Source organism: Tistrella mobilis, assembly GCF_041468085.1.
Taxonomy (GTDB): domain Bacteria; phylum Pseudomonadota; class Alphaproteobacteria; order Tistrellales; family Tistrellaceae; genus Tistrella; species Tistrella mobilis_A.
Map to the genome: position 1 here is coordinate 2,747,386 of NZ_CP121017.1, position 26,691 is coordinate 2,774,076.

General features: G+C 69.1%; 20 protein-coding genes and 1 pseudogene. 9 read left to right on the top strand and 12 right to left on the bottom strand.

The features are described 5' to 3' along the window. The first annotated feature begins 9 nt into the window (after positions 1-9). Both P7L68_RS18225 and P7L68_RS18230 read left to right on the top strand, forming a co-directional pair. On the top strand, positions 10-1,938 hold the full coding sequence (locus tag P7L68_RS18225) for a TonB-dependent receptor plug domain-containing protein (protein ID WP_372000492.1): 1,929 nt from the start codon (positions 10-12) through the stop codon (positions 1,936-1,938). 20 nt (positions 1,939-1,958) lie between these two features. Then, positions 1,959-3,383: a 4Fe-4S binding protein gene (locus P7L68_RS18230; protein WP_372000494.1), complete on the top strand. Its 1,425-nt coding sequence runs from the start codon at positions 1,959-1,961 to the stop codon at positions 3,381-3,383. 8 nt (positions 3,384-3,391) lie between these two features. Here P7L68_RS18230 and P7L68_RS18235 read toward each other — a convergent pair whose 3' ends face one another. Together P7L68_RS18235 and P7L68_RS18240 are read right to left on the bottom strand one after the other, a co-directional pair. After that, positions 3,392-4,123 (bottom strand): DUF6134 family protein, encoded by a 732-nt coding sequence (locus P7L68_RS18235; RefSeq protein WP_372006875.1) that lies wholly within the window; start codon positions 4,121-4,123, stop codon positions 3,392-3,394. A gap of 21 nt (positions 4,124-4,144) precedes the next feature. Next, positions 4,145-4,282: pseudogene (locus P7L68_RS18240) on the bottom strand (DUF2256 domain-containing protein); the annotation flags it as partial. 110 nt (positions 4,283-4,392) lie between these two features. Here P7L68_RS18240 and P7L68_RS18245 point away from each other — a divergent pair. Together P7L68_RS18245 and P7L68_RS18250 are read left to right on the top strand one after the other, a co-directional pair. After that, positions 4,393-5,415 carry an NAD(P)/FAD-dependent oxidoreductase gene (locus tag P7L68_RS18245; RefSeq protein WP_372000496.1) on the top strand — a complete coding sequence of 341 codons (1,023 nt, stop codon included), beginning with the start codon at positions 4,393-4,395 and terminating at the stop codon, positions 5,413-5,415. 145 nt (positions 5,416-5,560) lie between these two features. Continuing rightward, complete coding sequence (locus P7L68_RS18250) at positions 5,561-6,133, top strand: HD domain-containing protein (RefSeq protein WP_372000498.1); 573 nt, start codon at positions 5,561-5,563, stop codon at positions 6,131-6,133. An 18-nt stretch (positions 6,134-6,151) separates the two neighbouring features. Here P7L68_RS18250 and P7L68_RS18255 read toward each other — a convergent pair whose 3' ends face one another. After that, positions 6,152-10,618, bottom strand: coding sequence for a translocation/assembly module TamB domain-containing protein (locus tag P7L68_RS18255; RefSeq protein ID WP_372000500.1), 4,467 nt, complete (start codon positions 10,616-10,618; stop codon positions 6,152-6,154). 147 nt (positions 10,619-10,765) lie between these two features. Next, a complete protein-coding gene (locus P7L68_RS18260; protein WP_372000502.1) occupies positions 10,766-12,778 on the bottom strand; it encodes an autotransporter assembly complex family protein in 2,013 nt (670 codons plus the stop codon). A 254-nt stretch (positions 12,779-13,032) separates the two neighbouring features. Between P7L68_RS18260 and P7L68_RS18265 the strand changes: the two genes are divergently transcribed. Then, positions 13,033-13,962, top strand: coding sequence for a LysR family transcriptional regulator (locus tag P7L68_RS18265; protein ID WP_372000504.1), 930 nt, complete (start codon positions 13,033-13,035; stop codon positions 13,960-13,962). On the opposite strand, the gene P7L68_RS18270 is transcribed toward P7L68_RS18265, so the two are convergent. Next, on the bottom strand, positions 13,896-14,834 hold the full coding sequence (locus P7L68_RS18270; protein ID WP_372000505.1) for an SGNH/GDSL hydrolase family protein: 939 nt from the start codon (positions 14,832-14,834) through the stop codon (positions 13,896-13,898). The two genes, P7L68_RS18265 and P7L68_RS18270, sit on opposite strands and share 67 nt — an antisense overlap. A gap of 2 nt (positions 14,835-14,836) precedes the next feature. Next, on the bottom strand, positions 14,837-16,012 hold the full coding sequence (locus tag P7L68_RS18275) for an OpgC family protein (RefSeq protein WP_372000507.1): 1,176 nt from the start codon (positions 16,010-16,012) through the stop codon (positions 14,837-14,839). A gap of 375 nt (positions 16,013-16,387) precedes the next feature. Here P7L68_RS18275 and P7L68_RS18280 point away from each other — a divergent pair, with 375 nt between their 5' ends. After that, a complete protein-coding gene (locus tag P7L68_RS18280) occupies positions 16,388-17,674 on the top strand; it encodes an MFS transporter (protein ID WP_372000509.1) in 1,287 nt (428 codons plus the stop codon). A 56-nt stretch (positions 17,675-17,730) separates the two neighbouring features. After that, positions 17,731-17,922, top strand: coding sequence for a hypothetical protein (locus P7L68_RS18285; RefSeq protein WP_372000510.1), 192 nt, complete (start codon positions 17,731-17,733; stop codon positions 17,920-17,922). Positions 17,923-18,007: 85 nt separating this feature from the next. Here the strand turns inward: P7L68_RS18285 and P7L68_RS18290 are convergent, their stop codons facing one another. Both P7L68_RS18290 and P7L68_RS18295 read right to left on the bottom strand, forming a co-directional pair. After that, the gene (locus tag P7L68_RS18290; protein ID WP_372000512.1) at positions 18,008-19,219 is read right to left on the bottom strand and encodes a 3-oxoadipyl-CoA thiolase; all 1,212 of its coding nucleotides are present in this window, start codon (positions 19,217-19,219) and stop codon (positions 18,008-18,010) included. Between the two features lie 36 nt (positions 19,220-19,255). Beyond that, positions 19,256-20,821, bottom strand: coding sequence for a 3-hydroxyacyl-CoA dehydrogenase (locus P7L68_RS18295; protein WP_372000514.1), 1,566 nt, complete (start codon positions 20,819-20,821; stop codon positions 19,256-19,258). Positions 20,822-21,071: 250 nt separating this feature from the next. Between P7L68_RS18295 and P7L68_RS18300 the strand changes: the two genes are divergently transcribed. Together P7L68_RS18300 and P7L68_RS18305 are read left to right on the top strand one after the other, a co-directional pair. After that, positions 21,072-21,887: an IclR family transcriptional regulator gene (locus P7L68_RS18300; RefSeq protein WP_372000516.1), complete on the top strand. Its 816-nt coding sequence runs from the start codon at positions 21,072-21,074 to the stop codon at positions 21,885-21,887. Positions 21,888-21,925: 38 nt separating this feature from the next. Beyond that, the gene (locus tag P7L68_RS18305; protein WP_372000518.1) at positions 21,926-22,414 is read left to right on the top strand and encodes a PaaI family thioesterase; all 489 of its coding nucleotides are present in this window, start codon (positions 21,926-21,928) and stop codon (positions 22,412-22,414) included. Between the two features lie 172 nt (positions 22,415-22,586). Here P7L68_RS18305 and P7L68_RS18310 read toward each other — a convergent pair whose 3' ends face one another. The 4 genes from P7L68_RS18310 to phnC all read right to left on the bottom strand — a co-directional run bounded on the left by P7L68_RS18310 (position 22,587) and on the right by phnC (position 26,578). Then, positions 22,587-23,621 (bottom strand): D-2-hydroxyacid dehydrogenase family protein, encoded by a 1,035-nt coding sequence (locus P7L68_RS18310; protein WP_372000520.1) that lies wholly within the window; start codon positions 23,619-23,621, stop codon positions 22,587-22,589. Between the two features lie 96 nt (positions 23,622-23,717). Continuing rightward, positions 23,718-24,524 (bottom strand): phosphonate ABC transporter, permease protein PhnE, encoded by an 807-nt coding sequence (gene phnE / locus P7L68_RS18315; protein ID WP_372000522.1) that lies wholly within the window; start codon positions 24,522-24,524, stop codon positions 23,718-23,720. Positions 24,525-24,628: 104 nt separating this feature from the next. Then, a complete protein-coding gene (gene phnD, locus P7L68_RS18320; protein WP_372000523.1) occupies positions 24,629-25,663 on the bottom strand; it encodes a phosphonate ABC transporter substrate-binding protein in 1,035 nt (344 codons plus the stop codon). Positions 25,664-25,729: 66 nt separating this feature from the next. Beyond that, the gene (phnC, locus tag P7L68_RS18325; protein WP_372000524.1) at positions 25,730-26,578 is read right to left on the bottom strand and encodes a phosphonate ABC transporter ATP-binding protein; all 849 of its coding nucleotides are present in this window, start codon (positions 26,576-26,578) and stop codon (positions 25,730-25,732) included. Between the last annotated feature and the right edge of the window lie 113 nt (positions 26,579-26,691).

Consider the following 26,691-nt stretch of genomic DNA (forward strand, 5'->3'; position numbering starts at 1 on the left):
ACATTCGACATGATCCTCCGCCAGACTGCGGCCGGCGCCTGCCGGCTGCTGCCCGCGACGGCCTGTGCCGCCGCCGCCCTCGCCCTCGGCACGCCCCTGCCCGCCCGCGCCGACGATATCGGCCCCCAGGGCGGCACCGACCTGCCCGCACTCAGCGTCACCGCCCGCCGCGGAAGCCCGCAGGCGCTCGAAGACGTACCGGCCTCGATCGAGGTCATCGACCGGGCCCGGCTCGATGCCGTGCCGGCGACCACGGTCGCCCGCGCAATCGAACAGGCAACCGGCGTGATCATCGCCGATGGCGGCGCCACCACCCGCTTTTCCATCCGCGGCTTCGAAGACGGACAGGCGCTGATTCTGGTGGACGGCCACCGCCGCCGCGGCCGTTTCGGCAATGTCGATCTTTCGGCCTTCGACCTCGGCGCCGTGGACCGGATCGAGATCATCCGCGGGCCGATGTCGGCGCTCTACGGCGCCGATGCGGTCTCGGGCGTCGTCAACATCATCAGCCGGGATGCCGCCGCCGAACCGGGAGCCAGCCTTCAGTCCCTGGCCGGCATATCGGAAAACGGCGAACGGCTGACCCGGATCGGCCGGGCGGCGGTGGAAACCGGCCGGGTCGGCCAGACCCGCAACCGGCTCGACCTCTCGATCCGCTCCCGCGATCCGTGGAGCGAGGCCGGTTCCGCCTTTGACGACCTCAAGGGCGAATCCTCCCGCCACGCCGCCTGGCGCACGGCCTGGGATGTCGCACCCGGCCACGAGATCACCCTCGATCTCGGCTATGAAGAGCTGCGGGCGAAAGGGCTCGGCTCCAATGGCGGCCGGGTGCCGATGCCGGTCGATTCGCGGGAGCACGAGACCAGCCGCACCGGGTCGCTCACCTGGGCGGGCGAGGTCGGCCCCGGCCGGGTCACGGTGTCGGGCAGCGCCTACCGCACCGAAGGCGATGTGCTGCGCACCGGCTCGCTCGACACCACCCGCATCGACGGGCGCGAACTGACCGGCTTCTACACCCTGCCGATCGGCACCGATCACGTCGCAACCGTCGGCTTTGAATATCTGGACGAGGATATCGACCTGTCGGTTCTGGCCAAAGGGTCCGCCGACCGGCGCAGCCGGGCAGCGGTCGCCCAGGATGAATGGATGCTCGCCGAAGACTGGACCCTGCTTGCCGGCATCCGCACCGACGATTTCAGCGATGTGGGCACCACCACCAATCCGCGCGCGACGCTCTCCTGGACACCGGGGCCCTGGATCTTGCGCATCGGCGCCGGTACGGCCTTCAAGGCGCCGACCTATCTTCAGCTCTATTCGATCATCAACCGCGGCCGCTCGGTGATCTACGGCAATGCCGACCTCGAACCCGAGACCTCGTGGACGGCAGAGGCCGCCGCCGCTTATCGTTTCGCCAATGGCGCGGAATTGGGCGTCACCGCCCATCATTCCGAGGTCGAGGACCTGATCACCACCCGGCTGACCGCGCCCGGGCGCTATGACTATACCAATATCGGCACCGCCCGGATCCGCGGCGTCGAGATCACCGGCCGCACGCCGATCGGCGACGATCTGATGCTGACCGGCTCGCTCGAATGGATCGATGCCCGCGACACCGCCGCCGACGAGCGGCTGGGCCGCCGGCCACGCCAGCAGGGCAAGATCGGCCTCGACTGGGCGGCCGATGACGACACCCTGGTCCATCTGGCCGGCACCGGCATGCTGTCCTATTACGCACCGGTCGGGTTCGGGGCCAGCAATCTCGGCAATGTCTCCACCGATTACGGCCGGATCGACGTCAAGGTCAGCCACCGGCTGACGCCGCTGGTCGAGATTTCAGGCGGTGTCGACGGGCTGATCGGCACCCGCGTGCCCGACAACCTTCAGCCCTTCGAGCCGGCGGAGCGCTTCTTCTATCTCGGCGTCAATCTGCGCTATTGAGCCCGGAAGGAGAGGTCACCATGGCCGTCGTCATCCGACCGCGCCCGCCTTCAAAAGCAATCGACCTCACCGCACTCCCCGGCCTCGCCTGGGTGCTGCGGCGGCCGTATCTGCTGAACGCCCTGCGCGGCCTTACCCTCTTTCTGCTGGTCTCGGCGATCTGGTTCGGCCTGACCGATCCCAGCGGCAGCGGCGCCTTCACCCTGGCGCTGATGTGGGGGATCTTCTGGCCCTTCTTCACCAGCCTCGTCACCCCGACGGTGGGCAATGCCTTCTGCTCGGTCTGCCCGCATGGCTTCATGGGCAAGTATCTGAGCCGGATCGGCCTGAAACGGCATGCGCCGCGCTGGCTGGTCCGGGCCAATATCGGCCTGGTGCTGGTGATGCTGACCTATTGGGCGGTCTCCTTCGCCGCCCCTGCCGCCTTCGCCCGCTCGGCCGAGATCACCGCGGGCTTCTTCCTGGCCTATACCCTGCTTGCCGCCGCCAGTTTCCTCATCTGGCGCGACATGGCCTATTGCCGCCACATCTGCCCGCTGGGCGGGGTGCTCACCGCCTATGCCCGGGCGGGATCCACCTGGATCACCACCGATGCCGCCAGTTGCGCGTCCTGCCGCAGTTTCGATTGCGCCCGCGCCTGCCCCCACCACCTCAGCCCGTTCCGCTTCGAGGACCGCAACGACATGGCCGACTGCACGCTGTGCATGGATTGCGCGGCCGCCTGCACCTCGGTGAAGGTGGAACTGCGCCGTCCGGGTCATCAGCTGGCGCGGCCGGTCGCCCGCGACGACGGCCGCACGGCGCGGATCCTGCTCTGGCTGACGGCGGTCGCCGCCATCGGCGTCCAGTTCCAGCACGGGCTCAACCATACGCCGCTTGCCGCCGCCATGCCCTGGAACCTGGCGGGCGGGCTGCTGGCCGACAGCGTTCCGATGCCGGCCTGGTTCCAATGGTCGGGCGTGGCGGCACTGCTGCTCGCCATTGCCCTTACCCTGGGGGCCGCGCGGGCAGGCTGGGGCCTCGTCGCCCGTCTCGCGGGTCGGGATCCTGCGGGGGTTGCGGCCGTGCTGGGCCATGGTCTGGCACCGCTCGCCTGCATCGCCATGCTCGCCCATGGCATCGTGTTCTTCCTGGCCGTCTATGTGCCGAAGCTCTGGAACAGCGCCATCCCGGCCTACGGTCTGCCTGTCGCGGAGATCGGGCCGCTGGTTGCCCGCGGCACGCCCTGGCTCGACATCTTCGCCCTGCTGCCCTGGGTCGCGATCCTCTGGTCATTGCGGGTGATGCACCGCCGCACGGCACTTGTCCTGCCTGCCGGGACGGCCCCGATGCGCCATCTTTTCGCCACCGCCGCTGCGGCGGCACCGGTCCTGCTCTATGCGCTGGTGCTGATCGTCAAGCTCTGGGCCGCCGCGCAGAATGGTCCGGGCGCCCATGTTCACTGAAACCGTGATCAGGCGCCCATCCCGGGCGCCTGCCAGTCTCCGCGAGCCAGGCGCAGCGGTGACGGCGCCGTGTCGCGCGCCAGACGATAGCTCACCTCGCGGCCACGCCCGTCGAAGGCGACCCCCAGCCAGCGCGGCTCGCCCGTCCGATACCAGAGCGTCATGGTCAGGTCGCCAGTGACGTCATAGGCACGGGCATCGATCGTACCGCCGCCCGGCGCCGGGCGTTCCACGACACCCCGGTCGGCAACCGCCACATCCAGCAGCCGGCCGCGTTGCGTATCCAGCCAGCGCGGCCGTGCCGGCGTTTCAGGATGCCAGTAGCTGGTCGGGATGACATCGGCCGGCGCTTCCACCCGGCCGTCTGCCCCCTGGACGACGAAGCCGTCGCCCTCGGCCCGCCCGTCGACCTCATAGCTCGTGCCATCGTCGTCGGTGCGGGTCCGGATCGCAACCAGCCGGCCACCGGCCCAGCTTTCGGTGTTGCGATGGGTATAGCGATAGACCGTGATCGGCCCGAACGCGACCGCAAGGTCGATCTCCACCGACACCGTCAGCCGGCCATCGGCGTCGGGCGTGAACCGCAGCACATGGCGGCCCATCACCGCGTCCCCCCGGAAGACGTCGAAGGCCAGATCGCCCGAGGCCGGCGCAGGACCGGCGGCCGCCAGCGCAAGCGCACGCCCCGCCACCCCCGGTGCCGCCAGCAACAACCCGCCGCCCAGCAGCCCGGCCAGCACGGACCGGCGGTCGGTGCCGCCACGCCCGCGCCTGCAGGCATCCGAGCAGTAGCGCACCTCTTCCCAATCGCGGGCCCATTTGCGCCGCCAGGCGAAGGGCCGCCCGCACACCACACAGAGCTTGACCGGCAGATCGGCCTTGCGCCGCATTTTCGGCATCGCATTTCTCCCGGGTGGTCAGGTCTCACAATTTTCGGTCCCCGCCCCATATACCGACGGCGGAAGCCAACGGATCACCCGTCCGGTATCTGTCGAGGGAGTAATCGTCCGTGACCTCAGCGCCGCCCCCTGTCTTCGAAGATCCGATCGGGCTTGCGATCATCGGTGCGGGCCTTGCCGGCATTTCGGCCGGCCGGCTGGCCCGGCATGCGGGTATCGGCACCCGCATCTTCGACAAGGGGCGCGGCATCGGCGGCCGGCTCGCCACCCGGCGCGTCACGCTCGATAACGGGACCACGCTGCATTTCGATCATGGTGCCCAGTTCATCACCGCCCGCAGCCCTGCGCTGGTCGCCGCCATGGCCGGGGCCGAAGCCGCCAATCTGGCGCGCCGGCTGCCCGCGCCGCCGCTGAAAGGCCATACCGCCGAAGCCGAACGCGACCAGCCACGCTGGGTCGGCATGGGCGGCATGACCGCAATCGCGAAGGATCTGGCCCGCGGGCTGGAGATCCGGACCGGTACCCGCATCGGCGGCATTGCGCGCACCGGCGACGGCCTCTGGCGGCTGGATGACGAGGACGGGCTGCCGCTGATCCAGGCACGCCGTCTGATCGTCACCGCCCCGCCCGAACAGACGCTGGATCTGCTGATCGATGTGGTGCTGCCCGAAGGCTGGCGCCGCCGCATCGCCTCGACCGTCATCGCCCCCTGCTGGGCGCTGATGCTGGTGGTCGATGACGAACTGCCCCTGCCCGGCCCGCGCTGGCGCCCCGAGGACGAGGCGATCGCCTGGATCGGCGATCAGCGCGCCTTGCCCGGCCGGCCGTCTGCGCCGCAGAGCCTGGTCGTCCACGCGACCCCGCATTGGAGCCGGATTCATCTGGAGGAGACGCCGGAGGCAGCCGCCGCGGCCCTGCTCCATGACCTCGAACGCCTGATCGGCCGGGCGATCACCCCGCGCCTGATCCAGGCCCATCGCTGGCGCTATGCCCTCGCGGAGGTGCCTCTCGGCTCACCTTGTCTGGCCGATCCTGCCGCCGGTCTCGCCATTGCCGGCGACTGGTGCATCGGCGGGCGTGCCGAAGCCGCAGTCGACAGCGGTCGCGCCGCAGCCCTGGCACTGTTCGGCTGAGCAAGACCATTCATGCACCAAGGGTTTGTCACCAACACTTCATTTCTGATCCGAGGGTTGCGCGGCTAAGAATAGGGTTCACCCCCTCTGGTTGCGATCGCGGATCCCTGCGGTCGCCCCCGCTTTTCCCGGTGGCCCCCGCCCCATGTCCGTGCTTTACCAGTCCTCGTCCGACCTGCCAGACCTCGTCGCAGGCCTCTATGAGCGCCGGGCGCACGATCTTTATCTGGGCGAGCCGGTGACGGTCTATGAACATGCGGTGCAATCGGCGATGATCGCCGAGGCCGATGGTGCCGCATCGACCATGATCGCTGCCGCCCTGCTCCACGACGTGGGCCAGCTGATCCGCGGCGCGGCCGAAGACGCCCATCGCCTCGCCGATGATGAGGAACATGCCAGGGTCGGCGGCGACTTCCTCGCCAGCTATTTCCTGCCCGAGGTGGCGGAGGCGGTGCGCCTGCATGTCCAGGCCAAGCGCTATCTGGCGGCTTTGGATTCGGGCTATGCCGCCACCCTCACCCCGGCAGCGCGGGTCGCCCTCTCGGTCGGCGGCGGTGCGATGTCGGCGGAGGAGGCGACGGCATTTCGCATCCGCCGCCATGCCGACGCCGCCCTCAGGCTCCGGCGCTATTGCGACCGGGGCAAGCAGCGCAATCTCGTGCTGCCCCGCTTCCGCAGTTTCGCACGCCATGTGCTGGCGGCGGCGCGGCGCGACTGACGCCGCGCCGCCGCCACGTCAATAGTCATAACTCCAGGTCGCCCCGACGGAACTGCCGCCCTCGGCACCGACTTCGGTGTCGATCTTGATGTTGGGCAGCACTTCCAGTTCCACCGTCACGGCACTGCTGCCGGCCCCCTGTTCGACGCCCACGAACAGGTCGTCGCTCAGATATTTGCCGGCGCGCACCGAGGCGCCGGTGCCGGTGTCGTCGGTGCCGACATCGAGCACGTCGAGCCCGAACAGGTCGCGGGCAAAGCCCGTGGGGTCGAAACCGCCACCACCACCGCCGGTCAGCGTCGCCAGCCCCTGACCGACCCTGATCGCATCCATGGCCGAGAGTTTCGCACCCGGTTTGCCGAAGAAGGCCCGGGCCAGGATTTCGTCCTGCGCCAGCGCCGGTTCCGAGGTCAGCGTCAGCTGCGGTGCCGAGGCCCGTCCGGTGACCTGCACGATCGCCGTGACATCGGCATTGGTCAGCGTCGCCTCGATGTCGAGCCGCGGGTCGATCTCGGTCAGACCATCGAAGGTGATGATGCCCTTGGAAAAGGTCAGCGTCCGCCCGACCACATCGGCTTCGCCGCGTACCACGCGCAGATCGCCATTGATCACCGGCGTGCTGGTCGTGCCGCGCACCTTGAGATCGCCTTCCCATTCGGTGTCGAGCCCGCGGCCGCGGACGAAGATCCGCCCCGGCGCCCGGACATCGATGTTGAGCGCCAGCCCGCCCGATGCCTGCTGCTGCTGTTCGGGCGATCCTGGATCGGCCACCACCCGGCCGTTTCTGACCTCCACCACATCGATGGTGCGCACCGATGGTCCGCCGGTGCTGATCAGGCGGACCTCGGCCTGGCGCACGGTCACCGTACCGCCAAGCTGGCCGTCGCCCAACCCGCCGGTCATCGCCAGATTGCCGTCGACCACCGCGTCGACATCGTCGCGGCGGACCAGCCGCGCCTGATCGATCTTCACGTTGATGTCCATGCGCGGGTCGGCAAGATCCTGAAGATTGACCGTGCCGTTCACGGCAACGGTGCCGCTGCCGCCGTCGCGCGCATCCAGCTTCACCGACAGACAGCAGCGGCCCGAGACACCGATCTCGCCGGTGATGCCGGTGAGCAGCGTGCCGACATCCTGGTTCTCATAGGCGGCATCGCGCAGCCTGATGCCGCCGGCGACATCCGGATCGGCAATCGTGCCGTTCACGGTCATGTCGGCATCGATCCGGCCGGCGAAACGCTGGCCGTCGATGCCGGCGGCAAGTGCCAGCCGGCCCAGATCACCCTGCCAGCGCAGCCGGCCCTCGACCGGCCCCGCCTCGTCGAGCGCGATGTCCGTGGGGGCCCCGCGGCGGAAGGGCTGGAGCGGAGCCTTGGCCGTGATGGTCAGCGGCTGCTCGCCCAGCCCCGCGATCGACAGATCCAGATCCGCCACCCGATCGCCCAGCGTCGCGGCGATATCGCCCGAGATGACCGGCGTCTCCATGCCTTCGACCTCGGCATCGACCGGCAGGTCGCGGATGGTCAAGACCACCCGTCCCTCCCGCCCGCGCGGGCCGAGCGCCAGATCGAGCGTGCCGTCGAGCCGACCGCCATTGCCGATCGGGACCTGGAAACGGCGCAGCGGGTCGAGCGGCACGGCCGTCAGCCGGCCTTCCGCCGTCACCCGGTCAGGTGCCATCACCGCATCGAGCACGATGCGGCCAGCCTTGCCGATCCGCAACTCGGGCAGGTCGATGCGGGTCGCATCGGCAAGGCGCACCGTCGCCGGCGCCCCCAGTCCCAGCTCTTCGCCCAGCGCCTGACCCTTCAGCCGGTCGAGGGTCAGCACCATCGCCCCCTGCCGGTCGGTCGCCAGATTGCCGCCGGCATCGAGGGTCAGCCTGCCCTTGAAATTGCCGGTCGCCGCCAGAGCGAACGCGGTCGCCGCCCCCTCGGGCGTCGCGGTGGCCTGAAGTGTGGCCAGTTGCACCAGGCCGGCAGTCACCCGCTCGGCCGCAACCGTCGCCCGGCCGCCCGGGCGGCCCTGGTCCAGCACCATGTCGGCATCCAGCGTCAGCCGGTCGGCTGAAACACTGCCGGCCACCGACAGGGCCGCCGCCTCGCCATCGGCCTTCACCGTCTGGCGGCCACGCCGGTCGGCGCCCAGGTCGACATCCAGCGACAGCCGGCCGCCCAGGTCGAGCCCGGCCAGCCGGCCGAGCGGCGCCAGATCCGGCGCATTGATGTCGAGCCGGCCGCGCACCAGGGCGTTGGCGAGTGTCACCGCCGCCTGCCCGCGCGCCGTCGTCCCTGCGAAATCGAGGGCGAGCGCCGTCACATCCAGCCGCTTGCCGCCATCGGCAGATGCCGCCTCTGCCGTCAGCCTGAGCGGACCTTCCGCGGTCGCACCATCCAGCGCCACGCGTCCCGTGGGCGCCGAGAGCAGATTGCGGCCATCCAGATCCAGCGTCAGGCGCTGCACGTCGATCGAGCCCAGCCGGCCATCGGCCAGCCGGGCATTCACCCGCGCCGCCGGATCGGAGAGATTGCCGGCAAGCGCGATATCCGCCTCCAGCCGGCCGGCTGCCGGCGCGCCGAGCGTTTCCGCCAGCCGCCCCAGATCGCGCACCGCAAGATTGAGCACCGTGCCGTCGAGCCCGCCGCCCGCGCCGAGTGCCGCCCGGCCGGCGAGGCGGGTGGTGCCGGTCGCAAGCGACAGGTTTTCGGCGGTGATGCCGCCATCGCCGGCCACGGTCACCCGGGTGGCCAGATCGATGCGGCCGGCCAGTGCCGCATCGGCCTCTGGAATGCCCAGCTGCATCGACCGGCCTTCGGCGGAGACATCGGCAACCAGACGGCTCGCCGGATTGCCGGTCACCGTCACATCGACCCCCAGCGTGCCGGCAAGCTGCGGCAGGCCGGCAAGGGTGGCGAGCCGGCTCAATTTCTCGGCCGACAGCCCCGCCTGAGCGTCGATGGTGCCGTCGTCCAGGGCATAGCTGCCGGTGGCCGACAGATTGGCCGTCCCAATATCGAGCAGGGCCGCATCGATCACCACCTTGCCCGCCGCACCGTCGAAACTGCCGCGAGTCTTCAGCGACAGCACGCCGTCGGCAGCTTCCGGCGGCAGGCCGAGCGCCGCCGGGCGCGGCCCGTCGAGGTCCAGATCCAGCGCCAGATCCAGATCCGCCGGCAGATCCTGCGCCGGCGCGCGCCCGGTGACCGCGGCAGTCAGCCGGGCGGCACTGGCAAAAGGTCCGCCATCGCCCACGCCCTGCAGCTGCGGCGCCGCCAGGGTTGCCGCCAGCCGGGCATCGATGGCGGGCCAGGTGCCGTCGACATCCAGGCTCAGGGTCGCCGCCGACAGCGCCGCCGGCTGCGCGAGCGCCAGGATCGGGGCGGTGCCGGAGGCACTGCCGGTCAGCCGCGCCTGAACGGCACCGGTGCCGGTATCCATCCCCGCCGTGCCCGAGAACATGACACCGCCGGCCGCGAGCGCCAGCCGGTCTATGGTCAGTGTTTGGGCATCAGGCTGCAACACCGAGAGATCGAAGGTCAGCGGAGCCTCGGAGGCGAGCACCAGCGGCGGCACCGGCTGATCGGCCGGTGCATCACCCCCGGCGGGTGTGGCGGCATCGGCCCCCGCCAGCGCCCGGCCCATGCCGGCCCAGTCGAGTTCGCCCTGAAGCTGCAGCGACGGGTCCGGACGAAGTGCCAGCCTGATGCCGGTCTCAAGATCGGCGAGCCCCTCCACCCCGGCGGTCAGCCGCCCGGTCCAGCCCTCCAGCGGGCCCGAGCCTTCAAGCCTGGCCGTGATCGGCGGACGGCCGGGCAGATCGGCCATGGTCGCGACCAGCCCGCCTTCCGCCTCTTCGGCGACGAGGTCGACATCCAGCCGACCCGTCCCGAGGTCGGTCTCAAGCGCCGCCGATACCCGCCCCGCCGGCCCGTCCAGACGATGAACGTCGAGCCTGGCCCACGAGATATCCCCGCGCCCGATCCGCGCCGCCCCGTCGACACCAAGCATGGCCGGTGCATCGAGACCCGTGAGCCGCGGATCGAGTTCGAGCAGGGAAACGCTCAGTTTCCGGAGATCGAGCGATAGCGGCGGCAGCATGCCCTCGTCGGGCAGGCGCACGGTCCGCGGATCGAAAGGCTCCGATGGCGGCGGCGGCGTGCCGTCATCGGGCGGCGGCGCAAGCTTGATCCGCTCCGCCGCGATGGTCGCGATTTCGATCCGCCCCGCGAGCAGGGCCGAGGGCCGCCACGAAAAGGTGACGTCGTCGGCCACCAGCCAGGGATCGGCCGGATCGCCGATGCGGAGCCGCGGCAGATGCAGGCGTCCGAACAGGCTGCCCTCGATCGCCGGCAGCTCCACCGGACCCAGACCGGCCGCCTCGATCCCGTCTCGGGCAAGCCCGGCGATGGTCTCGCGCCCCTGCTCGCTGTCGGCCCAGATCGCAGCACCGCCGATGCCGCCGACCAAAATCACCACCAGGCCCATGCCCCCATATCCCAGGATCTTCCGGAGGCGGCCACGACGGCGTCGCGCCCGGCCTTTGGGGGGTTCGGCTCCGCCGCCGGCTGGCGGTGTCGACGGCTCGGATGCCCGTTCGGGCGTGTCACTGCTCACGTTCGGTCTCACTCCGCCTCAGAACGCCTGGCCGAGGCTGATATAGATCTGGTAGGGGTCGTCGACGTCCCGGCGGTCGAGCGGCAGCGCCACATCGAAGCGGAACGGGCCAAGCGGCGTGTAGTAACGCAGGCCAAGCCCCGCACCGGTGCGCAGATTGGTCGACAGATCCGGCCAGGGGTCTTCCGAGATCTGGCCTGCCTCGATGAAGGGCACGACGGCGATGTCCCGGGTCACCGGCATGCGCAGTTCGATACCGGCCTCCGCCACCGACCGGCCACCCAGCGGGTCACCATCGCCGTCCAGCGGCCCCAGCATGCGATAGCCGTAACCGCGCACCGATCCGCCACCGCCGGCATAGAAGCGCTTGTCGGCCGGCAGCGTTGCCGTTGCGGCACCCGCGACGGAGCCGATGCGCCCGCGGCCGGCCACCACCCAGCGCCCCAGCTCGTCAAGCGGCACATAGACCGAGCCCTTGAGTTCGGTGCGCAGGAAGCTGATCGCGGCCCCTTCGATCGCGCCGGTATAGGGGATCACCTCTCCCGAAATGCGATAGCCGCGGCGCGGATCCAGAAGGCTGTCGGAGGTATCGCGCGACAGGGTGACCGGCACACCCAGCAGATAGCTGGTCCGCTCCCCCTTCTCGTCATCCAGGATCTTGTATTCGGGGGCAAGGGCCAGAGAGCCGCGCCAGCCGTCGCCCAGCGCCCGTTCCTGGCCGAAACGGGTCTCGATACCCGTCTGCTGGAAGGCGTCGGTGTCTTCGTTGATCAGCTTGATCGTGCCGAAATTGAACCGGTCCTCGCGCGGATGCGGCCGCTTGTAGTTCACATCCAGTTCCTGGAGCACCGGCGATATGTCGAGTTCCGTGCGCAGCTTGTCGCCGCGGCCGGTGAAGTTGCGATGCTCCCAGAAGGCCCGCAATTCCGGGCCGACCGTGGTCGAGTAACGTGCACCCGCACCGATGCTGCGCGGCGGGCCTTCCACCACCGTCAGTCTGACCGGCATGGCCCCGTCCCCAGGCGGGATCTCGGGCGTCTCGATCACGGCCGAGGAGAACAGCCCCGTGGCCAGCAGGTCGGCGCGGAAGCTCTCGATCTTGCTGGCATCATAGGTGTCGCCCGGCTGCCAGGGGCGCTTGCCCTCCACCACCGTCGCCAGAACGTCTTCCAGCCCTTCGACGCTGGTATCCCCGAAGCGGGTGAAAGGGCCGCTGTCGATGGTCACCGTCACCGCCATGGTGCGGGTATCGTGATCGACGACCGCTCGCCGGCCGGTCTGGCGGGCAAAAGGATAGCCGTTGGCGCCCAGCGTCGTCAGCAGGCGCCGCTCCCCCGCCACCACCTCGGCCGCTTCGGCGGCGGCCCCCATCGGCAGGCCCAGCGCCTTGGGTGCCAGCTTTTCGGCATCGACCAGCGGCGGCTGCCCTGCCGCCCAGTCCACCGTCCAGTCGGCCAGCCTGTAGCGCGGCCCCGGGCGGACGGTGATCTGCGCCGCCGGGGGTTCGGCATCACGGTCGATGCGCAGACGCACCTCGCCGTCGAAATAGCCGCGGGAGCGCAGGGCCTTCTGGAACAGCTCGACATCGCCCTGCCCGCGGCGGCGCAGGGCCGCGAGGCTCGGCGGCGGACGATCCTCCAGCCGGCGCAGTTCCGACAGGCTGCCGAACAGCTCGTCCAGCGGTGCATCGGCAAGCTCGTCCGCCTGCGGCTGGCTGCCGGTGACGCTGCTGGCCGCCCCCTCCTTTTCCTCGCGCGCCCGCTTTTCGGCACGGGCCTCGGCCAGGCGCTGCTGTTCCGCCGCCTCTTCCGGATCCAGTCCCTCGACGGTGATCTGCGTCGTATAGGTCACCCCGCCGACGGTCGCGAAAAGCGGCTCGCCGCTCTCGGCGACGGGTTCCTCGTCCACGAGACCGAGGCTGCGGCCGACATCGTCGACGGTCCCGCATCCACCAAGCAGGGCGGCCGCAAGCAGCGCCGGAACCAGCGGCAGAGGCGCGGTGTGAGATGGGCCGATCTTGCGACGTAGCACCTGGGGGAGGCCTCCGGATCAAGCTTCGCCATGCGCGGAGAGCGCTTTCCCACCTTAGCGACCACCGCCCCCGAACGGCAAGCCGGGCTCCCCACCCGGCCCGTGACGAATTTCGGAACCGGCCCGATCGGCGGCGGCTCCGGCCCTGAAGTGGCATTGACGAATACAGATCTCGCGCGTAACGATCATCTTTCGGCATCCGCAATCCCGGACACCGCTCATCCGCCCCCTCATCTCGACGGAGGATCAACAGGATGCTCGGCATCAAGCTCAGCGAGATCGAGACCTTCCTTGCGGTCGCCGAGGCCGGGTCCATCAACGGAGCCGCGCGCCGTCTGCACCTCACCCAGCCGGCCGTCACCCGGCAGATCCAGCGGCTGGAAGCGGAGCTGGGGTTGATCCTGCTCGACCGGCGCAGCAAACCGCCGACGCTGACCGCCGCAGGTCGCGATGCCATGGAACATTGCCGCCGTGTGCTGAGTGCGGTGGAAGATCTGAAGGCGATGGGCATGGCCGAAGGCGCCACCGCCGGACGGCTCCGCCTCGGCTTTGCCCATGGCGTGGTCGATCTGGCCGTCACCCGGCCGATCGACGAGCTGCGCGCCACCTTTCCGCTCGTCTCCCTGCAGATCGGCAGCGGCTGGACGGGAGAGTTGATCGAGCAGGTCCGCGACGGCCGGCTGGATGCCGCCGTGGTGCTGATCGATCCGAACGAGCATCCGCCCCAGGATATCGAGGGGGCTCGGGTGGGGTCGGAACCGGTGTGGATCGTCGGCTCCGCCCGGGAAAAGGTGCCGCCCGGTCCGATTGCGCCCGAGGATCTGGCCCGGGCAAGCTGGGTGCTCAATCCCGAAGGCTGCGGTTATCATATGGTGGTGCAGCGGCTGCTGGACCGCATGGGCGCGCGGCTGGAAGTCGCGGCCGAGGTCCTGGGGCCCGACATTCAGCTGTCGCTGATCGCCAGGGGGGTGGGCTTCGGCCTGGTGCCGGCGCGCCGCGTCCTGCAAAGCGCCCAGGCCGGCGATTTGCGGCGCATCGAGGTCCGCGGGCTGGAACTGTCCCTGGCGGTCTGGGTGCTGCGCTCATCCCTCGCCGGCAGGCTCACCCCCGCCATCGATCATCTGGCAGGCTCGCTCGCCGCGGTCTGGGCGCCCGCCCCGGTCCCCGCGGTCGCGGCGCTCTGAACCTGCGCACGACCGGCCGGCGCGGCATCCTCCTCATCCACCGTATGCGCGATGGCCGCGGCAAGGGCGCGGGAGATGCAGGCATAGCCCAGCGCATTCAGATGGAACCGATCGGTGAACAGCAGGTCGGGCGTCGGATGCGCGCGATCCTCGTCCCAGGCGGTCATCAGCGCATAGCGGCTGTAGATCGGCGTGCGGGTCTCGTCAGCCACCTGATGCATCAGGGTGACGAAGCCGGCATAGGTCTTGGGATCTCTGGCGCCCGGATAAAGTTGCAGATCCATCAGCAGCGCGTCGGCGCCACTGTCGCGGATCATCTCCAGCCCCTCGCGCAGCTGGTCGGTAAATCGGGCACGATCCACCGCGCGCAGCGCGTCGTTGGTGCCGGCCTGCCAGATCACCAGATCGGGATCGTTTTCAGCCAGCAGGTCGTCCAGCCGAGCCAGCTGATCGGCCGCGATCTCGCCGCCGACCCCGGCATTGATGACCCGGATCCGGCTCTGCGGATAGCGACGGGCCAGATCGCGCTCCAGGCGGAAGGGATAGCTCGCCTCGGGCCGGGGGGCGCCATAGCCCTGGGTGGAGGAAGATCCGATCGCCAGCACCACCAGCGGCCGCCCCTCTTCCAGCTTGTCCTCGGTGACCGGCAGCTCGCCGGCCAGATCCGGGCCGTCTTCCGGCACCGGGCAGACACCGTTGATGCTGGTGTCCAGGGCTGCGCCGAAACTGCCGGCATCCTGTTCAGGCGCGGGGATCGGCGCGGCAGCTGTTTCGGCGGCAGCTGCCGCATGCGGCACCGCCGCCAGCCCGGGCACGAGCATGGCGGCGGCAACGGCGAGCGGGCGAAGGACGCGGTGCAGCGGGCGGGTCATGATCAGGCGCGGGCGGGACCGTAGGTCTTGGCGGGTGCAGGCGCGGGGCTGGCCGACGCCGGAGCGGCGGGCCGGGCAGGAGTCTTTGCGGTGCTGCGCTTCAACCATTCGAGGCCCCCGGCAAGCAGGACGAGAATGACGAGACCGGCAGACACAAGTACCACATCGAGAACCACGCCACCACCCAGCGGAACCCGGACCAGCTGCGCCGCGACCGCGAGCAGAGAACCGGTGGCAAAGACCGCCAGACCCTGGCGCCCCATGACCGCGAAGGGGTTGTTGGCCCCCAGATCGCGCAGCCAGCGGCCGACCGGCGAATAGGCGACAACATAGACCATGGCGAGAAGATGAAGGATGCGCGGCAGGGTGACGAAGGTCTTGTCCTGGCCATAGAGGAAGAACGGGATCGGCAGCATGTCACGCTCGGGATAGAAGGCCGCCAGCTTCATCGCCAGCGCCAGCACCAGATAGGCCGCCGCCAGCCACCAGGCCCAGGCCCGGTAGGGCACCACCTGCGCCTGGCCCAGAATGCCGGCACCGACCACGAAACCGATCGCGAACACGAACTGCCAGGCCAGCGGATTGAAGAACCAGCCACCCTCGTTCGGCCATTCTGGGGCGTTCATGCCGGTCATGTTGGCCACCACCCAGACCGTGGCCGAGGCAACCAGCATGGCGCCGGCGCTGGCCCGCGCGATCAGCATCATCACCGGCAGGGCGATCATGAAGCAGATATACATCGGCAGGATGTTGAAGTAGCCGGGCTGGTGGCCCAGCGTCACCACGCCCATCAGGCCGGCGGCCGGGTCATTGAAGATCGGCCCCAGATTGATCCAGGAATAAAGCTCGGGATCGGCGGTAGTGCCGGCCATCCACGCCACCAGCGCCGCCACCACGGCGATGCAGAAAACATGGACCAGATAGAGGTCGAAGCCGCGTTTCGCCGCCTTGGCACTGGCCAGCCAGGGCCGGTCGGCGGTGAATTTGCGAAAATAGGCGAGCGCCGCCGCAAGCCCGGCCAGGAAGACGAAGATTTCGGTCGCATCAGCGAATCCGAAATTGCGGATCGTGATGTTTTCCAAAGGATTGCCCGGCACATGATCGATGAAGATCATGGTCAGGGCAAGGCCCCGTACCGTATCGATCTCATTCAGCCGGCCGCGGCGTATCGCGTCCATCGGTTTCATCCCTGGTGAGTGTGGCCCGCTGCTTTACCAGCAACACCATTGCTACGCACCAGGCTTCAACCGGTACAGGGGCATAATGTGGATCATCCGCGTCAAAAGCGGGGCAGCCCCATGGCGGCGGTGACATCACCCCCCTTGCCCGGCCGTCACCACCGCAGGTCGAGTCGCCCTGATCCGGTAATGATCATTATGCCCATTATGCATTGGCGTCATGATCAGATCCGACATTATGATCTGACTGTGTTCCCGGTATGGTTGACTTCTCCCGCCACACCGCCCTTCCCGGGGTGTTGTGGCGGGATTTTTCTTCCAACCAAAACACAACCCTTACGATCTTTTTTCGGAATGTCTACGCGTGAGGTGCCCATGAGCCAGGATCCGAGTGCCGCCCCGCCTGCCGGCGGCCAGCCGACAGGGTCACGCCCGTCGCTCGACCGGACAGCCCGCCTGGTGCTGATCGCGGCGGCCCTGGTCGTGACGATCTCGATGGGCGTGCGCCAGGCCTTCGGCGTGTTCCTGACCCCGGTCGTCGCCGAACTCGGGATCGGCCGGGAAGTCTTCGGCTTTGCCATCGCGGTACAGAACCTGCTCTTCGGGCTGATGCAGCCCTTCATCGGCATGATCGCCGACCGTTTCGGCCCCTCCCGCGTGGTATTGGCGGGCACCGCGGCCTATGTGGCCGGCCTCGTGCTCGCAGCCTCGACCGGGTCCCCCACCGGGCTGATGGTCACGCTGGGCGTGGCGGTGGGCTTCGGCCTGGCCGGCACCAGTTTCGTGGTGGTGCTGGGTGCGGTCGGCCGGGCCGTGCCGGAAGCGCGGCGGCCGCAATGCTTCGCCCTGGTCACGGCCGGCGGCTCCTTCGGCATGTTTGCGGTCGTGCCCGGCGCCTATGCCATGCTCGATGCCTTCGGCTGGCGGGATGCGATCCTGCTGCTCGCCATCGCCGCCAGCGCCATGGCCGCGTTCGGCTTTGCGCTCGACGGCGCCCGGCGGCGCGGGCCGGGCGGACCGGCCGCCCGGGTCGCCGCGCCCCCCGCCGGCGCCGAGACCCTTGGCCGCGCCCTGCACGAAGCCGCCCATAGCGGCAGCTTCTGGCTGCTGGCCATCGGCTTCGGGGTCTGCGGCTTCCAGATCACCTTCATCGGCGTCCATCTGCCGGCCTATGTCGGAGATGTCGGCATTCCGGGCTGGGTCGCTGCCTGGGCGCTGGGGCTGATCGGGGCCTGCAACATCGTCGGCGCCTATGTTCTGGGCAGCCTGGGGGCCCGCTTCCGCGGCCGCAATCTTCTGGTGGCGATCTATGCGCTGCGCACCGCCTTCGTGCTGGCGGTGGTGGTGCTGCCGCCCTCGGCACCGCTGATCCTGGCCTTTGCCGCCCTGTTCGGCTTCACCTGGCTCGGCACCATCCCCCTCACCAGCGGCATGGTCGCGCGGATCTTCGGGCCGCGCTATCTCTCCACCCTCTACGGCGTCGTTTTCCTGTCGCATCAGGTGGGCGCCTTCCTGGGCGCCTGGGGTGGCGGCTTCGCCTATGACCTGCTCGGCTCCTATGATGCCGTCTGGGCGGCGATGGCGGTCATCTCGGCAATCGCCGCCCTGCTGCATCTGCCGATTTCCGACCGGCCCGTGGCCCGGCAGCCGAAACCCGCGTGAGCCGGGGAGCAATCCGGGCTATACTCCCGGGATATCTCGTTACGGAGACCAGCGTGATGAGCGAAATGCTGCCCGTCGACCGGATACGCCTGCCGGATGAACAGGCGGGCGACGACCGGCCCCTGCCGGCCTGGACCATCCATGCCGCCGCGGCCGTCATCGGCCTTGTGCTCGGCGCCGCCCTTTATGGCTGGGGCCGCTATTCCGGCGCGATCTCGATGGACTGGGTGGGCCTGCTCTGCGGTTGAACCGCCGCAGGCAAGCCCGCCCTCCCCCCGCCAACCCTCTCCCCCCCAACCCTCCCCCCGGTCGAACCGCCGCCCTTCGGTAGCGTCAGACCCGCTCGAAAATCAGCGCGATGCCCTGGCCGATGCCGATGCACATCGACACCAGGGCATAACGGCCGCCCCGGCGTTCCAGTTCGCGCAGCGCCGTCAGCGTGATCCGCGCGCCCGAGGCGCCCAGCGGGTGGCCGATTGCGATCGCGCCACCATTGGGGTTCACCCGGGGGTCGTCATAGGCCAGATCCAGCTGCTTCAGGCAGCCCAACACCTGGGTCGCGAAGGCCTCGTTGATCTCGATCACATCCATATCGGCAAGGCTCAGCCCGGCGCGGGCCAGCGCCTTGCGCGCCGCCGGCACCGGACCCAGCCCCATCACCCGGGGCTCCACCCCGGCCACCGCCGCCGCCACGATCCGCGCCCGGGGCTTCAGCCCGAAGCGCGCGCCCGCCGCTTCCGTGCCCAGCAGCAGCGCCGCCGCACCATCATTGATGCCCGAGGCATTGCCCGCCGTGACCACACCATCGGCCGCCAGCGGCCGAAGCTTCGCCAGTGCCGCCAGATCGCTCTCGGGCCGCGGATGCTCGTCTTCCGTCACCTCCAGCGCCGGCGCCTTGCGGCCCTGATCGACGGTCACCGCCGTGATCTCGTCCGCGAAGAAGCCGGCCGCGCGCGCCGCTTCATAACCCGCCTGCGATCGCGCCGCAAAGGCGTCGCTTTCTTCGCGGCCGATGGCCAGGTCGCGGCCGATATTGTCGGCGGTCTCGGGCATGGTGTCGCCGCCATAGGCCGCGATCACCTTCGGGTTCGGGAAGCGGGCGCCGATGGCGCTGTCATAGACCTTGAAGTCGCGGCCGAAAGCCTGTTCCGATTTGGCGACCACGAAGGGGGCACGGGTCATGCTTTCCACCCCGCCCGCAATCATCAGCTCGCCATCGCCCAGACGGATGGCGCGCGCGGCATCGATCACCGCCGCCATGCCGCTGCCGCAGAGCCGGTTGACGGTCTGTGCCGCCACCTCCACCGGCAGGCCGCCCATCAGCGCGCCATGGCGGGCGACATTGCGGGCATCCTCGCCGGCCTGGCAGGCGCAGCCGGCGATCACATCCTCGATCGCGGTCGGATCGACGCCGGTCTTCGCCATCAGCGCCCGGATCACCTGGCCCAGCAGGTCGTCGGGGCGGATGCGCGACAGCACGCCGCCCTGGCGGCCAAAGGCGCTGCGCAGGCCGTCGAAGATGAAGGCGTCGGTGGTGGCGGACATGGGAACGGTTCCTCCGGGCTTTTCTCTGGTCTTGTCTCAGGCTTCGTCGCGGGTCAGCGGCAGGCCCAGCCGGGCACGGCGCGACAGCCAGGGGCTGGGCCGGTAGCGCGGATCACCGGTCGCCGCCAGCAGCCCCTCCAGCACCGTCAGCACATGGGCAGCCCCCAGGCTGTCGCCCAGACGCAGCGGCCCTTTCGGATAGCCCAGGCCCAGCTCCACCGCCGGATCGATATCGGCGGGGACGGCGATGCGCATCTGGGCGATCTCGCAGCCGACATTAACGATCTGGGCGGTGATGCGCTGGGCGACGAAGCCGACACTGTCGCGGATCCGGGTCACCGGCACGCCACCCTGTTCCAGCCGCACCGCCATCCCCTCTGCCAGCGCCGGATCGGTGGCGGGCGAGGTCATCAGGGTCAGCCGTCGCTCGAAGCCGAACAGCGGGTCGATCGCCAGCGCCCGGGCCGGATCGATCCCGGCCTCCAGCGCCGCCGTGGTGCAGTCGAGCCCGAGCGGCAGCAGCAGGGCGATGGCACCTGCCCCCGGCCGGTTGCCCGCATCCACCGTCATGCCCGCCTGCGCCACCAGCTCCTGCGCCGCCAGGCGCCAGGCCGGATCGGCGGCCGGGCCGATCCAGACCGGGCCGTCGACCGCACGGCCGGCCAGCGGATCGGGTTCCGGATCCGGCTCGATGCGCGCACGGCCGTTCTCGTAGGTATAGAAGCCGGCACCGGATTTGCGCCCCAGCAGGCCGGACTCCATCCGGTTGCGGCCGATCGGCGATGGGCGGAAGCGCGGTTCCTGGAAGAACTGATTGTAGATCGATTCCATCACCGGCTGCGAAACATCCAGCCCGACCAGATCGAACAGCTCGAACGGCCCCATGCGGAAACCGGCCGCGTCGCGCATGATCCGGTCGATATCCACCGGCCGGGCCACACCGTCCTGCAGGATGCGCAAGGCCTCCACCCCGAAACCGCGGCCGGCATGATTGACCAGGAAGCCGGGGCTGTCGGTGACATTGGCCGGCAGATGGCCGGTGCGACCCGCAAGCGCCGTCAGCGCCGCCGTCACCCAGGGGGCCGTCCGGGCGCCCGCCACCACCTCGACGATCTTCATCAGCGGCACGGGGTTGAAGAAGTGGAAGCCGGCGACCCGCTCGGGCACGGCACAGGCGGCCGCGATCGCGGTCACCGACAGCGACGAGGTGTTGGAGGCCAGGATGCAGTCGGGGCCGACCGCCGGTTCCAGATCACGGAACAGCGTGCGCTTGATTTCCAGCGCCTCGACGATCGCCTCGACCACCAGATCCGCGCCTGCGAACGAGGCCGGCGCGGCCTCCACGACCTTCAACCGCGCCAGGGTTGCGTCGATGTGAGCCCGGTCACACTGGCCCTTTGACGCCTTGCGTGCCAGCATGTCGGCAATGAAGTCGCGCGCCGCATCGGCCGCGCCGGGTTTGGCATCGGCGAGGCGCACCTCGACCCCGGCCTCGGCCAGAACCTGGGCAATGCCGCGGCCCATCGATCCGGTGCCGATCACGCCGGCGATGTCAATCCGGCGGGGGGCGGAAGTGTCGGTTCGGGCAGCGAAATCGGGCACGGGCGGGGTCCTCCGGCAGGCGCCGCCATGCGATTTCCGCAGGGCGGACTCATATTCCATCGCGTTGACGGGGAGGTTAGGCAGTGTCAGATTGGCCTGCAACCGCAATCCGTCAGCATGCGCATCCGCGGAATTTGCCCGAGACAGGATATCATCCGGACAAATTTTGCGGGTAAACGACGGGGCGACGGGGTATGAATTCCGGCAGACGATCGGAAGCGCCCCAGGGGAGGAAGTTGGGAGTACAGGCATGCGCAAACGTGCCGAGATCGAGCCGATTGCGGAGCTCGACCCGGAAGAAGCCGCACGTGATCGGAATTTCGTGACGGCACTGGCCCGCGGGTTGGAGGTGCTGCGCGCCTTCCGCGTCGGCAACCAGCCCATGGGCAACCAGGAACTGGCCGAGATCACCGGCCTGCCCAAGCCCACGGTGTCACGTCTCACCTATACGCTGACCAGGCTGGGCTATCTTTCGTATAACGAACGGATCGGCAAGTATCGCCTCGGCTCGGCGGTGCTGACGCTTGGCTACAGCATGCTCGCCGGCCTGACGGTGCGCGACATCGCACGTCCCCTGCTGCAGGAGATCGCCGATTATTCCGGCGTGTCGGCCGCCCTTGGTGACCGCGACCGGCTGAACGTGCTCTATGTCGAATGCTGCAGGGCCGATACCGCCGTGACGCTGCGTCTCGACGTGGGCTCGCGGATCCCGATCGCCACCAGCGCCATCGGCCGTGCCTTCCTCGCCGGCCTGCCCGAACAGGAACGCGGTTTCCTGATGGAGCATATCCAGCGCCGTTCCGGCGCCGAATGGCCGAAGATCAGGGAAGGCATCATGCAGGCGCTGGACGAGGTGAATGCCCGTGGCTTCTGCACCTCGATCGGCGAATGGACGACGGGCGTCAATGCCGTGGGCGTCCCGCTGCGCCGCCCCTCGGGCGGGCTGATGGCGATCAATTGCGGCGGCCCCAGCTTCATCGTCCATCGCGAGCGGATCGAGAAGGATATCGGCCCCCGCCTGGTGCGCATCGCCCAGCAGATCGAAGCCTCTCTGGTCCGCCGCTGACCGGCACGACTGACGCCTCCAGGAGTTCCAGACCCGACATGACCGGACGTCCCACCATCGTCTCGCCTGCCTCCCCGCCCGATGCGGAGGAACTGGCCGCAATCCTGGCCGAGGGCGAACCGCCGGGCGCCTATAACGGTCTGATCGGCACGAAGCTGGTCCGCTGGCAGCCCGATTACGCCGAGGTCTCGATCGAACTCGGCCCCCAGCATCTGAACCGCGCCGGCGTGCCCCATGGCGGCGTGATCGCCTCGATGCTCGACAGCGCCTGCGGCTATGCCGGCAATTACTGTCCCGATCCCACCCGGGCGCGCTATTGCGTCACCCTGTCGCTCACCATCGGCTTCATCTCCCAGACCCGCGGCAAGGTTCTCACCGCCCGCGGCCGGGTGATGGGCGGCGGCCGCAAGATCTTCATGGTCACGGGCGAAGTCACCGACGACACCGGCGCGCTCATCGCCTCGGCCCAGGGCACCTTCCGCTATCGCGGCGGCAGCGAATCGCTCGAAGGCGTGCCGCGGGGCTGACCTTCGAAGGCACGCACCCCATCTTCTGCGACGATGCGCCGGAGATGGAGGCTCTCATGCAAAACGTCGACCCGTTGGGCCTTGATATGCTCGACTTAGACGTTCTTCGCCGCGAGATCGCGGAGGCCGATGCCGACCCTCGGCCAGATCTTGACGAAGAAGACCTCAATCGTCATTTCGCGGTGCTGCTCCGGGAAGCACTGGCTGCTCGCAGGGCCTGAGTATTTCCATGCATATCTGTCATCCCTGCTCGGACGATCCGCCTGACCGGCGCCCCATCCAGCCAGGCGGCCACCGCCTCTGCCGTCTGACGATAGAAGATGCGGAAGTTCTCGGCCGTCACATAGCCCAGATGCGGGGAGACCACCACCGTCGGCAGTTGCCGGAACGGGTGGTCGGCGGGCAGCGGTTCCCGGTCGTAGACATCCAGGCCCGCGCCGGCCAGGCGGCCGGTCGACAGGGCGTCGATCAGCGCCGCCTCATCCACGATCGGCCCGCGCGAGGTGTTGATCAGCACCGCCCCCGGTTTCATCATCCCAAGCGCCGCCGCATCGATCAGCCCGCGCGACCGGTCGCCCAGTTTCAGATGGATGGTGACGATATCCGCCGTCGCCAGCAGATCCTCTTTCGAGGTCAGCGCTGCGCCCACCTCCCGGCACCGCGCCTCGGTCAGATTGGGGCTCCAGGCCACGACCGTCATGCCGAAGGCCTGCGCCACCTCTGCCACCCGCCCGCCCAGGCGGCCGAGGCCCAGCACGCCCAGGGTCCGGCCCTCCAGCCCCCGCCCCATCACCGTCTGCCAGGGCTGCCCGGCCTTGATGCGCGCACTTTCGGCACCGGCACCACGCATCACCTCCAGAATCAGGGCGAAGGTCAGCTCCACGGTCGGCGCCGCCAGACCTTCGGTACCGCAGACCGTAATGCCCAGCGCCTGCGCTGCGGCCATGTCGATCGCGGCATTGTGCATGCCGGTGGTGACGATCAGGCGCAGATCCGGCAGCCGTTCCAGCACCCGCGCCGGCAGGGGCGTGCGCTCGCGCATCACGCAGACGATATGGAAGCCGCCGAGCGCCGCCACCACCGCCTCTTCATCGGCAAAGCCGGTGTGGAAGACCGTCAGCGCCGCCCGCTCTTCCACCGCCGACCAGTCGGCAAAGCCGGTCGCAATGTCGTGGTAGTCATCCAGGATCGCGCAGCGATACCGCATGGGTCTTCTCCTGCCTGCAAACGCCACGAACCGCCGCGGCACCGGCCGGCGGCGGTTCGACAGGGATGATACAGGAGATGGGGGGGAAGGTTCCGGTCAGATGAACAGCTTGCGCAGCCAGCCCGAGATCACGTCGATCAGGCTGACCATGATGATGATCATGATCATGACCGCACAGGTCTCGGCGAAATAGAAACCGCGGATCGCTTCCCACAGCACCACGCCGATGCCGCCGGCACCGACCATGCCGACCACGGTGGCCGAGCGGACATTGCTCTCGAAACGATAGAGCGAATACGACACCCAGAGCGGCAGAACCTGCGGGATCACGCCGTAGATCACCTCGGCCAGCGGCCCGGCGCCGGTGGCACGGATGCCTTCCACCGGGCGCGGATCGATCGCCTCAACCGCTTCCGAGAACAGCTTGGCCAGCACGCCGGTGGTGTGGACGAACAGCGCCAGCACGCCCGCGAAGGGGCCAAGGCCCACCGCCACCACGAACAGCATGGCGAAGACCATCTCGTTGATGGCGCGCAGCGCATCCATCATCCGCCGCACCGGCTGCACCACCCAGACCGGCGCCACATTCGACGACGACAGAATGCCGAAGGGGATGGCGAAGACGATGGCCAGCACCGTGCCCCAGAGCGCCAGCTGAATGGTCACCAGCAGCTCGTCCAGATAGAAGCGCCACTGGTGGAAATCCGGCGGAAAGAATTCGGCGCCGAAGACGCCCATATTGCCGGCATCGCGGAACAGGTCGAGCGGCCGCATCTCGGCGCCTTCCCACGACCAGACCAGCACGGCGGCGAGCAGGCCATAGGTGACGTAGCGCAGCAGCGATCCCTTGAGATCGCGCGGCGGCGTGATGCCGGGCGTGCGGGGCTGGGCAAGATCGGTCATGGCGGCCGGAACTTTCAGAGAAAACGACGTCGATGGTCGAAACTGGTCTGACATGAAGAACGACCGGCGGCGCGGGGGGCCGCCGGTCGTTTCAGGCAGATGGATCACGAGGCCTTGGCGGCCTTCTCGATCTCGGCGGCGCGCTTGTTCAGCGCGTCGAGCTGGGCGTCGATCTCGGCGATCTTCTTCGCCTTCTCGTCGGCCGCCATGTTCGCATCGGCTTCGAGCTTCGCCTTGGAGCGGAACAGCTCAAGCTGACGGATGGGGATCAGCTGGTCGTTGCTGCTCTTGCGGAACGGCGCCCAGGTCAGGCCCTGCAGAACCGCCTTCTCCTTCTCGACCTCGGGGCCCTCGACACCATAGGTCAGGAAGAAGCTGGCGATCTTCTCCTTCGCCTCGGCCGGGAGGCTGGTGCGCCACACGATCGGGTCCGACGGGATCAGCGGCGACTTCCAGATCACCTTGATCTGCTTGGCCTTCTCGGGGAAGGTCTTCTCAAGGCGGGCCAGGTTCTCGGTGTTGTTGGTCGCGACGTCGACCTGGCCGTTGGCAACCGCCAGCGCGTTGGTCTCGTGGTTCGCGGCAAGGGTCCGCTTGAAGGCGGTCTTGGCGTCGACATTGTTCTGGGCGAAGACGTAGTAGCTCGGCACCAGGAAGCCCGAGGTCGAGTTGGGATCGCCGTTGCTGAAGGTCAGATCCTTGGCCTTGGCCAGCACGTCCTGAACCGAGTTCAGGTCGGTGCGGTCGGCCTGGGTGATCAGCAGCGACCAGTAGCCCGGCGAACCGTCGACCGCCACGGTCTGGGCGAAGATCTCGCCACCGGCACGGTCCACCGCTTCCATGGCCGACTTGTTGCCGTACCAGGCGACGTCGACCTTGTCGAAGCGCATGCCCTGGATGATGCCGGCATAGTCGGGGGCGAAGAAGGCCTTCACCTCGACGCCCAGCTTGCGCGACATGTCGGCCAGGAACGGATCCCACATGGTCTTCAGGTTCTGGGTCGACTCGGTCGAGATGATGCCGAAGTTGATCTCCTTCATCGAGGTGATCTTCATGTCTTCGGCAGCGGCGGCCGGCAGGGCCGAACCGACGGCGATGGCGGCCGCCACGGCCACCTGGGTCAGACGCTTCAGGAACATGGGGTGCATGCCTTCCATGGGGCGTGGGATGCGTGAGGCGGAAGCGTTGGAGAGGCGGGCGCTGCGTCAGACCGCCAGCGCCTGCCCCGCAGACACGGCAGCCGGCGCGGCGCGATCGCGCACGGGCAGGCCGATATCCTCGATCTCGGTCCCGTAGAGACGGGCGAGCATGTCATTGGTGAGCGCGGCCGACGGGCCGTCATAGACCAGCTTGCCCCGGGCCAGCGCGATGACCCGCGAGCAGTAGCGGAGCGCGTATTCGACCTGATGCAGCGACACGACGACCGTGGTGCCGTCCTCGGCATTGATCCGGGCCAGCGTGTCCATCACCCGCCGGGCACTTTCCGGATCGAGCGAGGCGATCGGCTCGTCGGCCATGATCACCTCGGCCTGCTGGACCAGCGCGCGGGCGATCGCGGCGCGCTGCTGCTGGCCGCCCGACAGCGTCGAGGCACGGCGATGGGCCCATTCGGCGATGCCCACCCGCTCCAGCGCCGCAAGCGCCCGCATGCGGTCGTCGCGGCGGAAGCGGCCGGTGAGCACCCGCCAGAGCGGCAGATTGCCCAGCGTGCCGGTCAGCACATTGGTGATCACCGTCAGCCGGCCGACCAGGTTGAACTGCTGGAAGACCACGCCGATCCGGGCGCGGCGCCGGCGGATGTCGCGGGCGATACGGCCATTCTTCTGCACCGTGCCGCCCAGCATGCGGATCTCGCCGCCATCCGTCCGGTCGGAGGCGATCAGCCCCGAAAGATGGCGCATCAGCGTCGACTTGCCGGAGCCGGAGGCACCGATCAGGGCCACCATCTCGCCACGGGCGACCTGAAAGCTCACGCTGTCCAGCGCGCGATGGCCGCGGAAAGTCTTGGTCAGGCGCGCCACCTCGATGGCGGGTGCGCTGGCGCTGTCGGTCATCGCCGGTCGGTCCTTCCGAATGTCCTGCATCAGGGGGCAATGTCGTCCCGCCGGGGGTGTCCCCGTCGGGTACATCCCGGTCGGGCAGGCCGTGCGGGCGGGATCACCTGCGG

What these genes read in the sequence shown, in the direction of transcription:
- P7L68_RS18225 (WP_372000492.1), top strand. Translation starts at nt 10, where the DNA reads ATGATCCTCCGCCAGACTGCGGCCGGCGCCTGCCGGCTGCTGCCCGCG.
- P7L68_RS18230 (WP_372000494.1), top strand. Translation starts at nt 1,959, where the DNA reads ATGGCCGTCGTCATCCGACCGCGCCCGCCTTCAAAAGCAATCGACCTC.
- P7L68_RS18250 (WP_372000498.1), top strand. Translation starts at nt 5,561, where the DNA reads ATGTCCGTGCTTTACCAGTCCTCGTCCGACCTGCCAGACCTCGTCGCA.
- P7L68_RS18255 (WP_372000500.1), bottom strand. Translation starts at nt 10,618, where the DNA reads ATGGGCCTGGTGGTGATTTTGGTCGGCGGCATCGGCGGTGCTGCGATC.
- P7L68_RS18265 (WP_372000504.1), top strand. Translation starts at nt 13,033, where the DNA reads ATGCTCGGCATCAAGCTCAGCGAGATCGAGACCTTCCTTGCGGTCGCC.
- P7L68_RS18270 (WP_372000505.1), bottom strand. Translation starts at nt 14,834, where the DNA reads ATGACCCGCCCGCTGCACCGCGTCCTTCGCCCGCTCGCCGTTGCCGCC.
- P7L68_RS18275 (WP_372000507.1), bottom strand. Translation starts at nt 16,012, where the DNA reads ATGGACGCGATACGCCGCGGCCGGCTGAATGAGATCGATACGGTACGG.
- P7L68_RS18280 (WP_372000509.1), top strand. Translation starts at nt 16,388, where the DNA reads ATGAGCCAGGATCCGAGTGCCGCCCCGCCTGCCGGCGGCCAGCCGACA.
- P7L68_RS18285 (WP_372000510.1), top strand. Translation starts at nt 17,731, where the DNA reads ATGAGCGAAATGCTGCCCGTCGACCGGATACGCCTGCCGGATGAACAG.
- P7L68_RS18290 (WP_372000512.1), bottom strand. Translation starts at nt 19,219, where the DNA reads ATGTCCGCCACCACCGACGCCTTCATCTTCGACGGCCTGCGCAGCGCC.
- P7L68_RS18300 (WP_372000516.1), top strand. Translation starts at nt 21,072, where the DNA reads ATGCGCAAACGTGCCGAGATCGAGCCGATTGCGGAGCTCGACCCGGAA.
- P7L68_RS18305 (WP_372000518.1), top strand. Translation starts at nt 21,926, where the DNA reads ATGACCGGACGTCCCACCATCGTCTCGCCTGCCTCCCCGCCCGATGCG.
- P7L68_RS18310 (WP_372000520.1), bottom strand. Translation starts at nt 23,621, where the DNA reads ATGCGGTATCGCTGCGCGATCCTGGATGACTACCACGACATTGCGACC.
- phnE (WP_372000522.1), bottom strand. Translation starts at nt 24,524, where the DNA reads ATGACCGATCTTGCCCAGCCCCGCACGCCCGGCATCACGCCGCCGCGC.
- phnD (WP_372000523.1), bottom strand. Translation starts at nt 25,663, where the DNA reads ATGTTCCTGAAGCGTCTGACCCAGGTGGCCGTGGCGGCCGCCATCGCC.
- phnC (WP_372000524.1), bottom strand. Translation starts at nt 26,578, where the DNA reads ATGACCGACAGCGCCAGCGCACCCGCCATCGAGGTGGCGCGCCTGACC.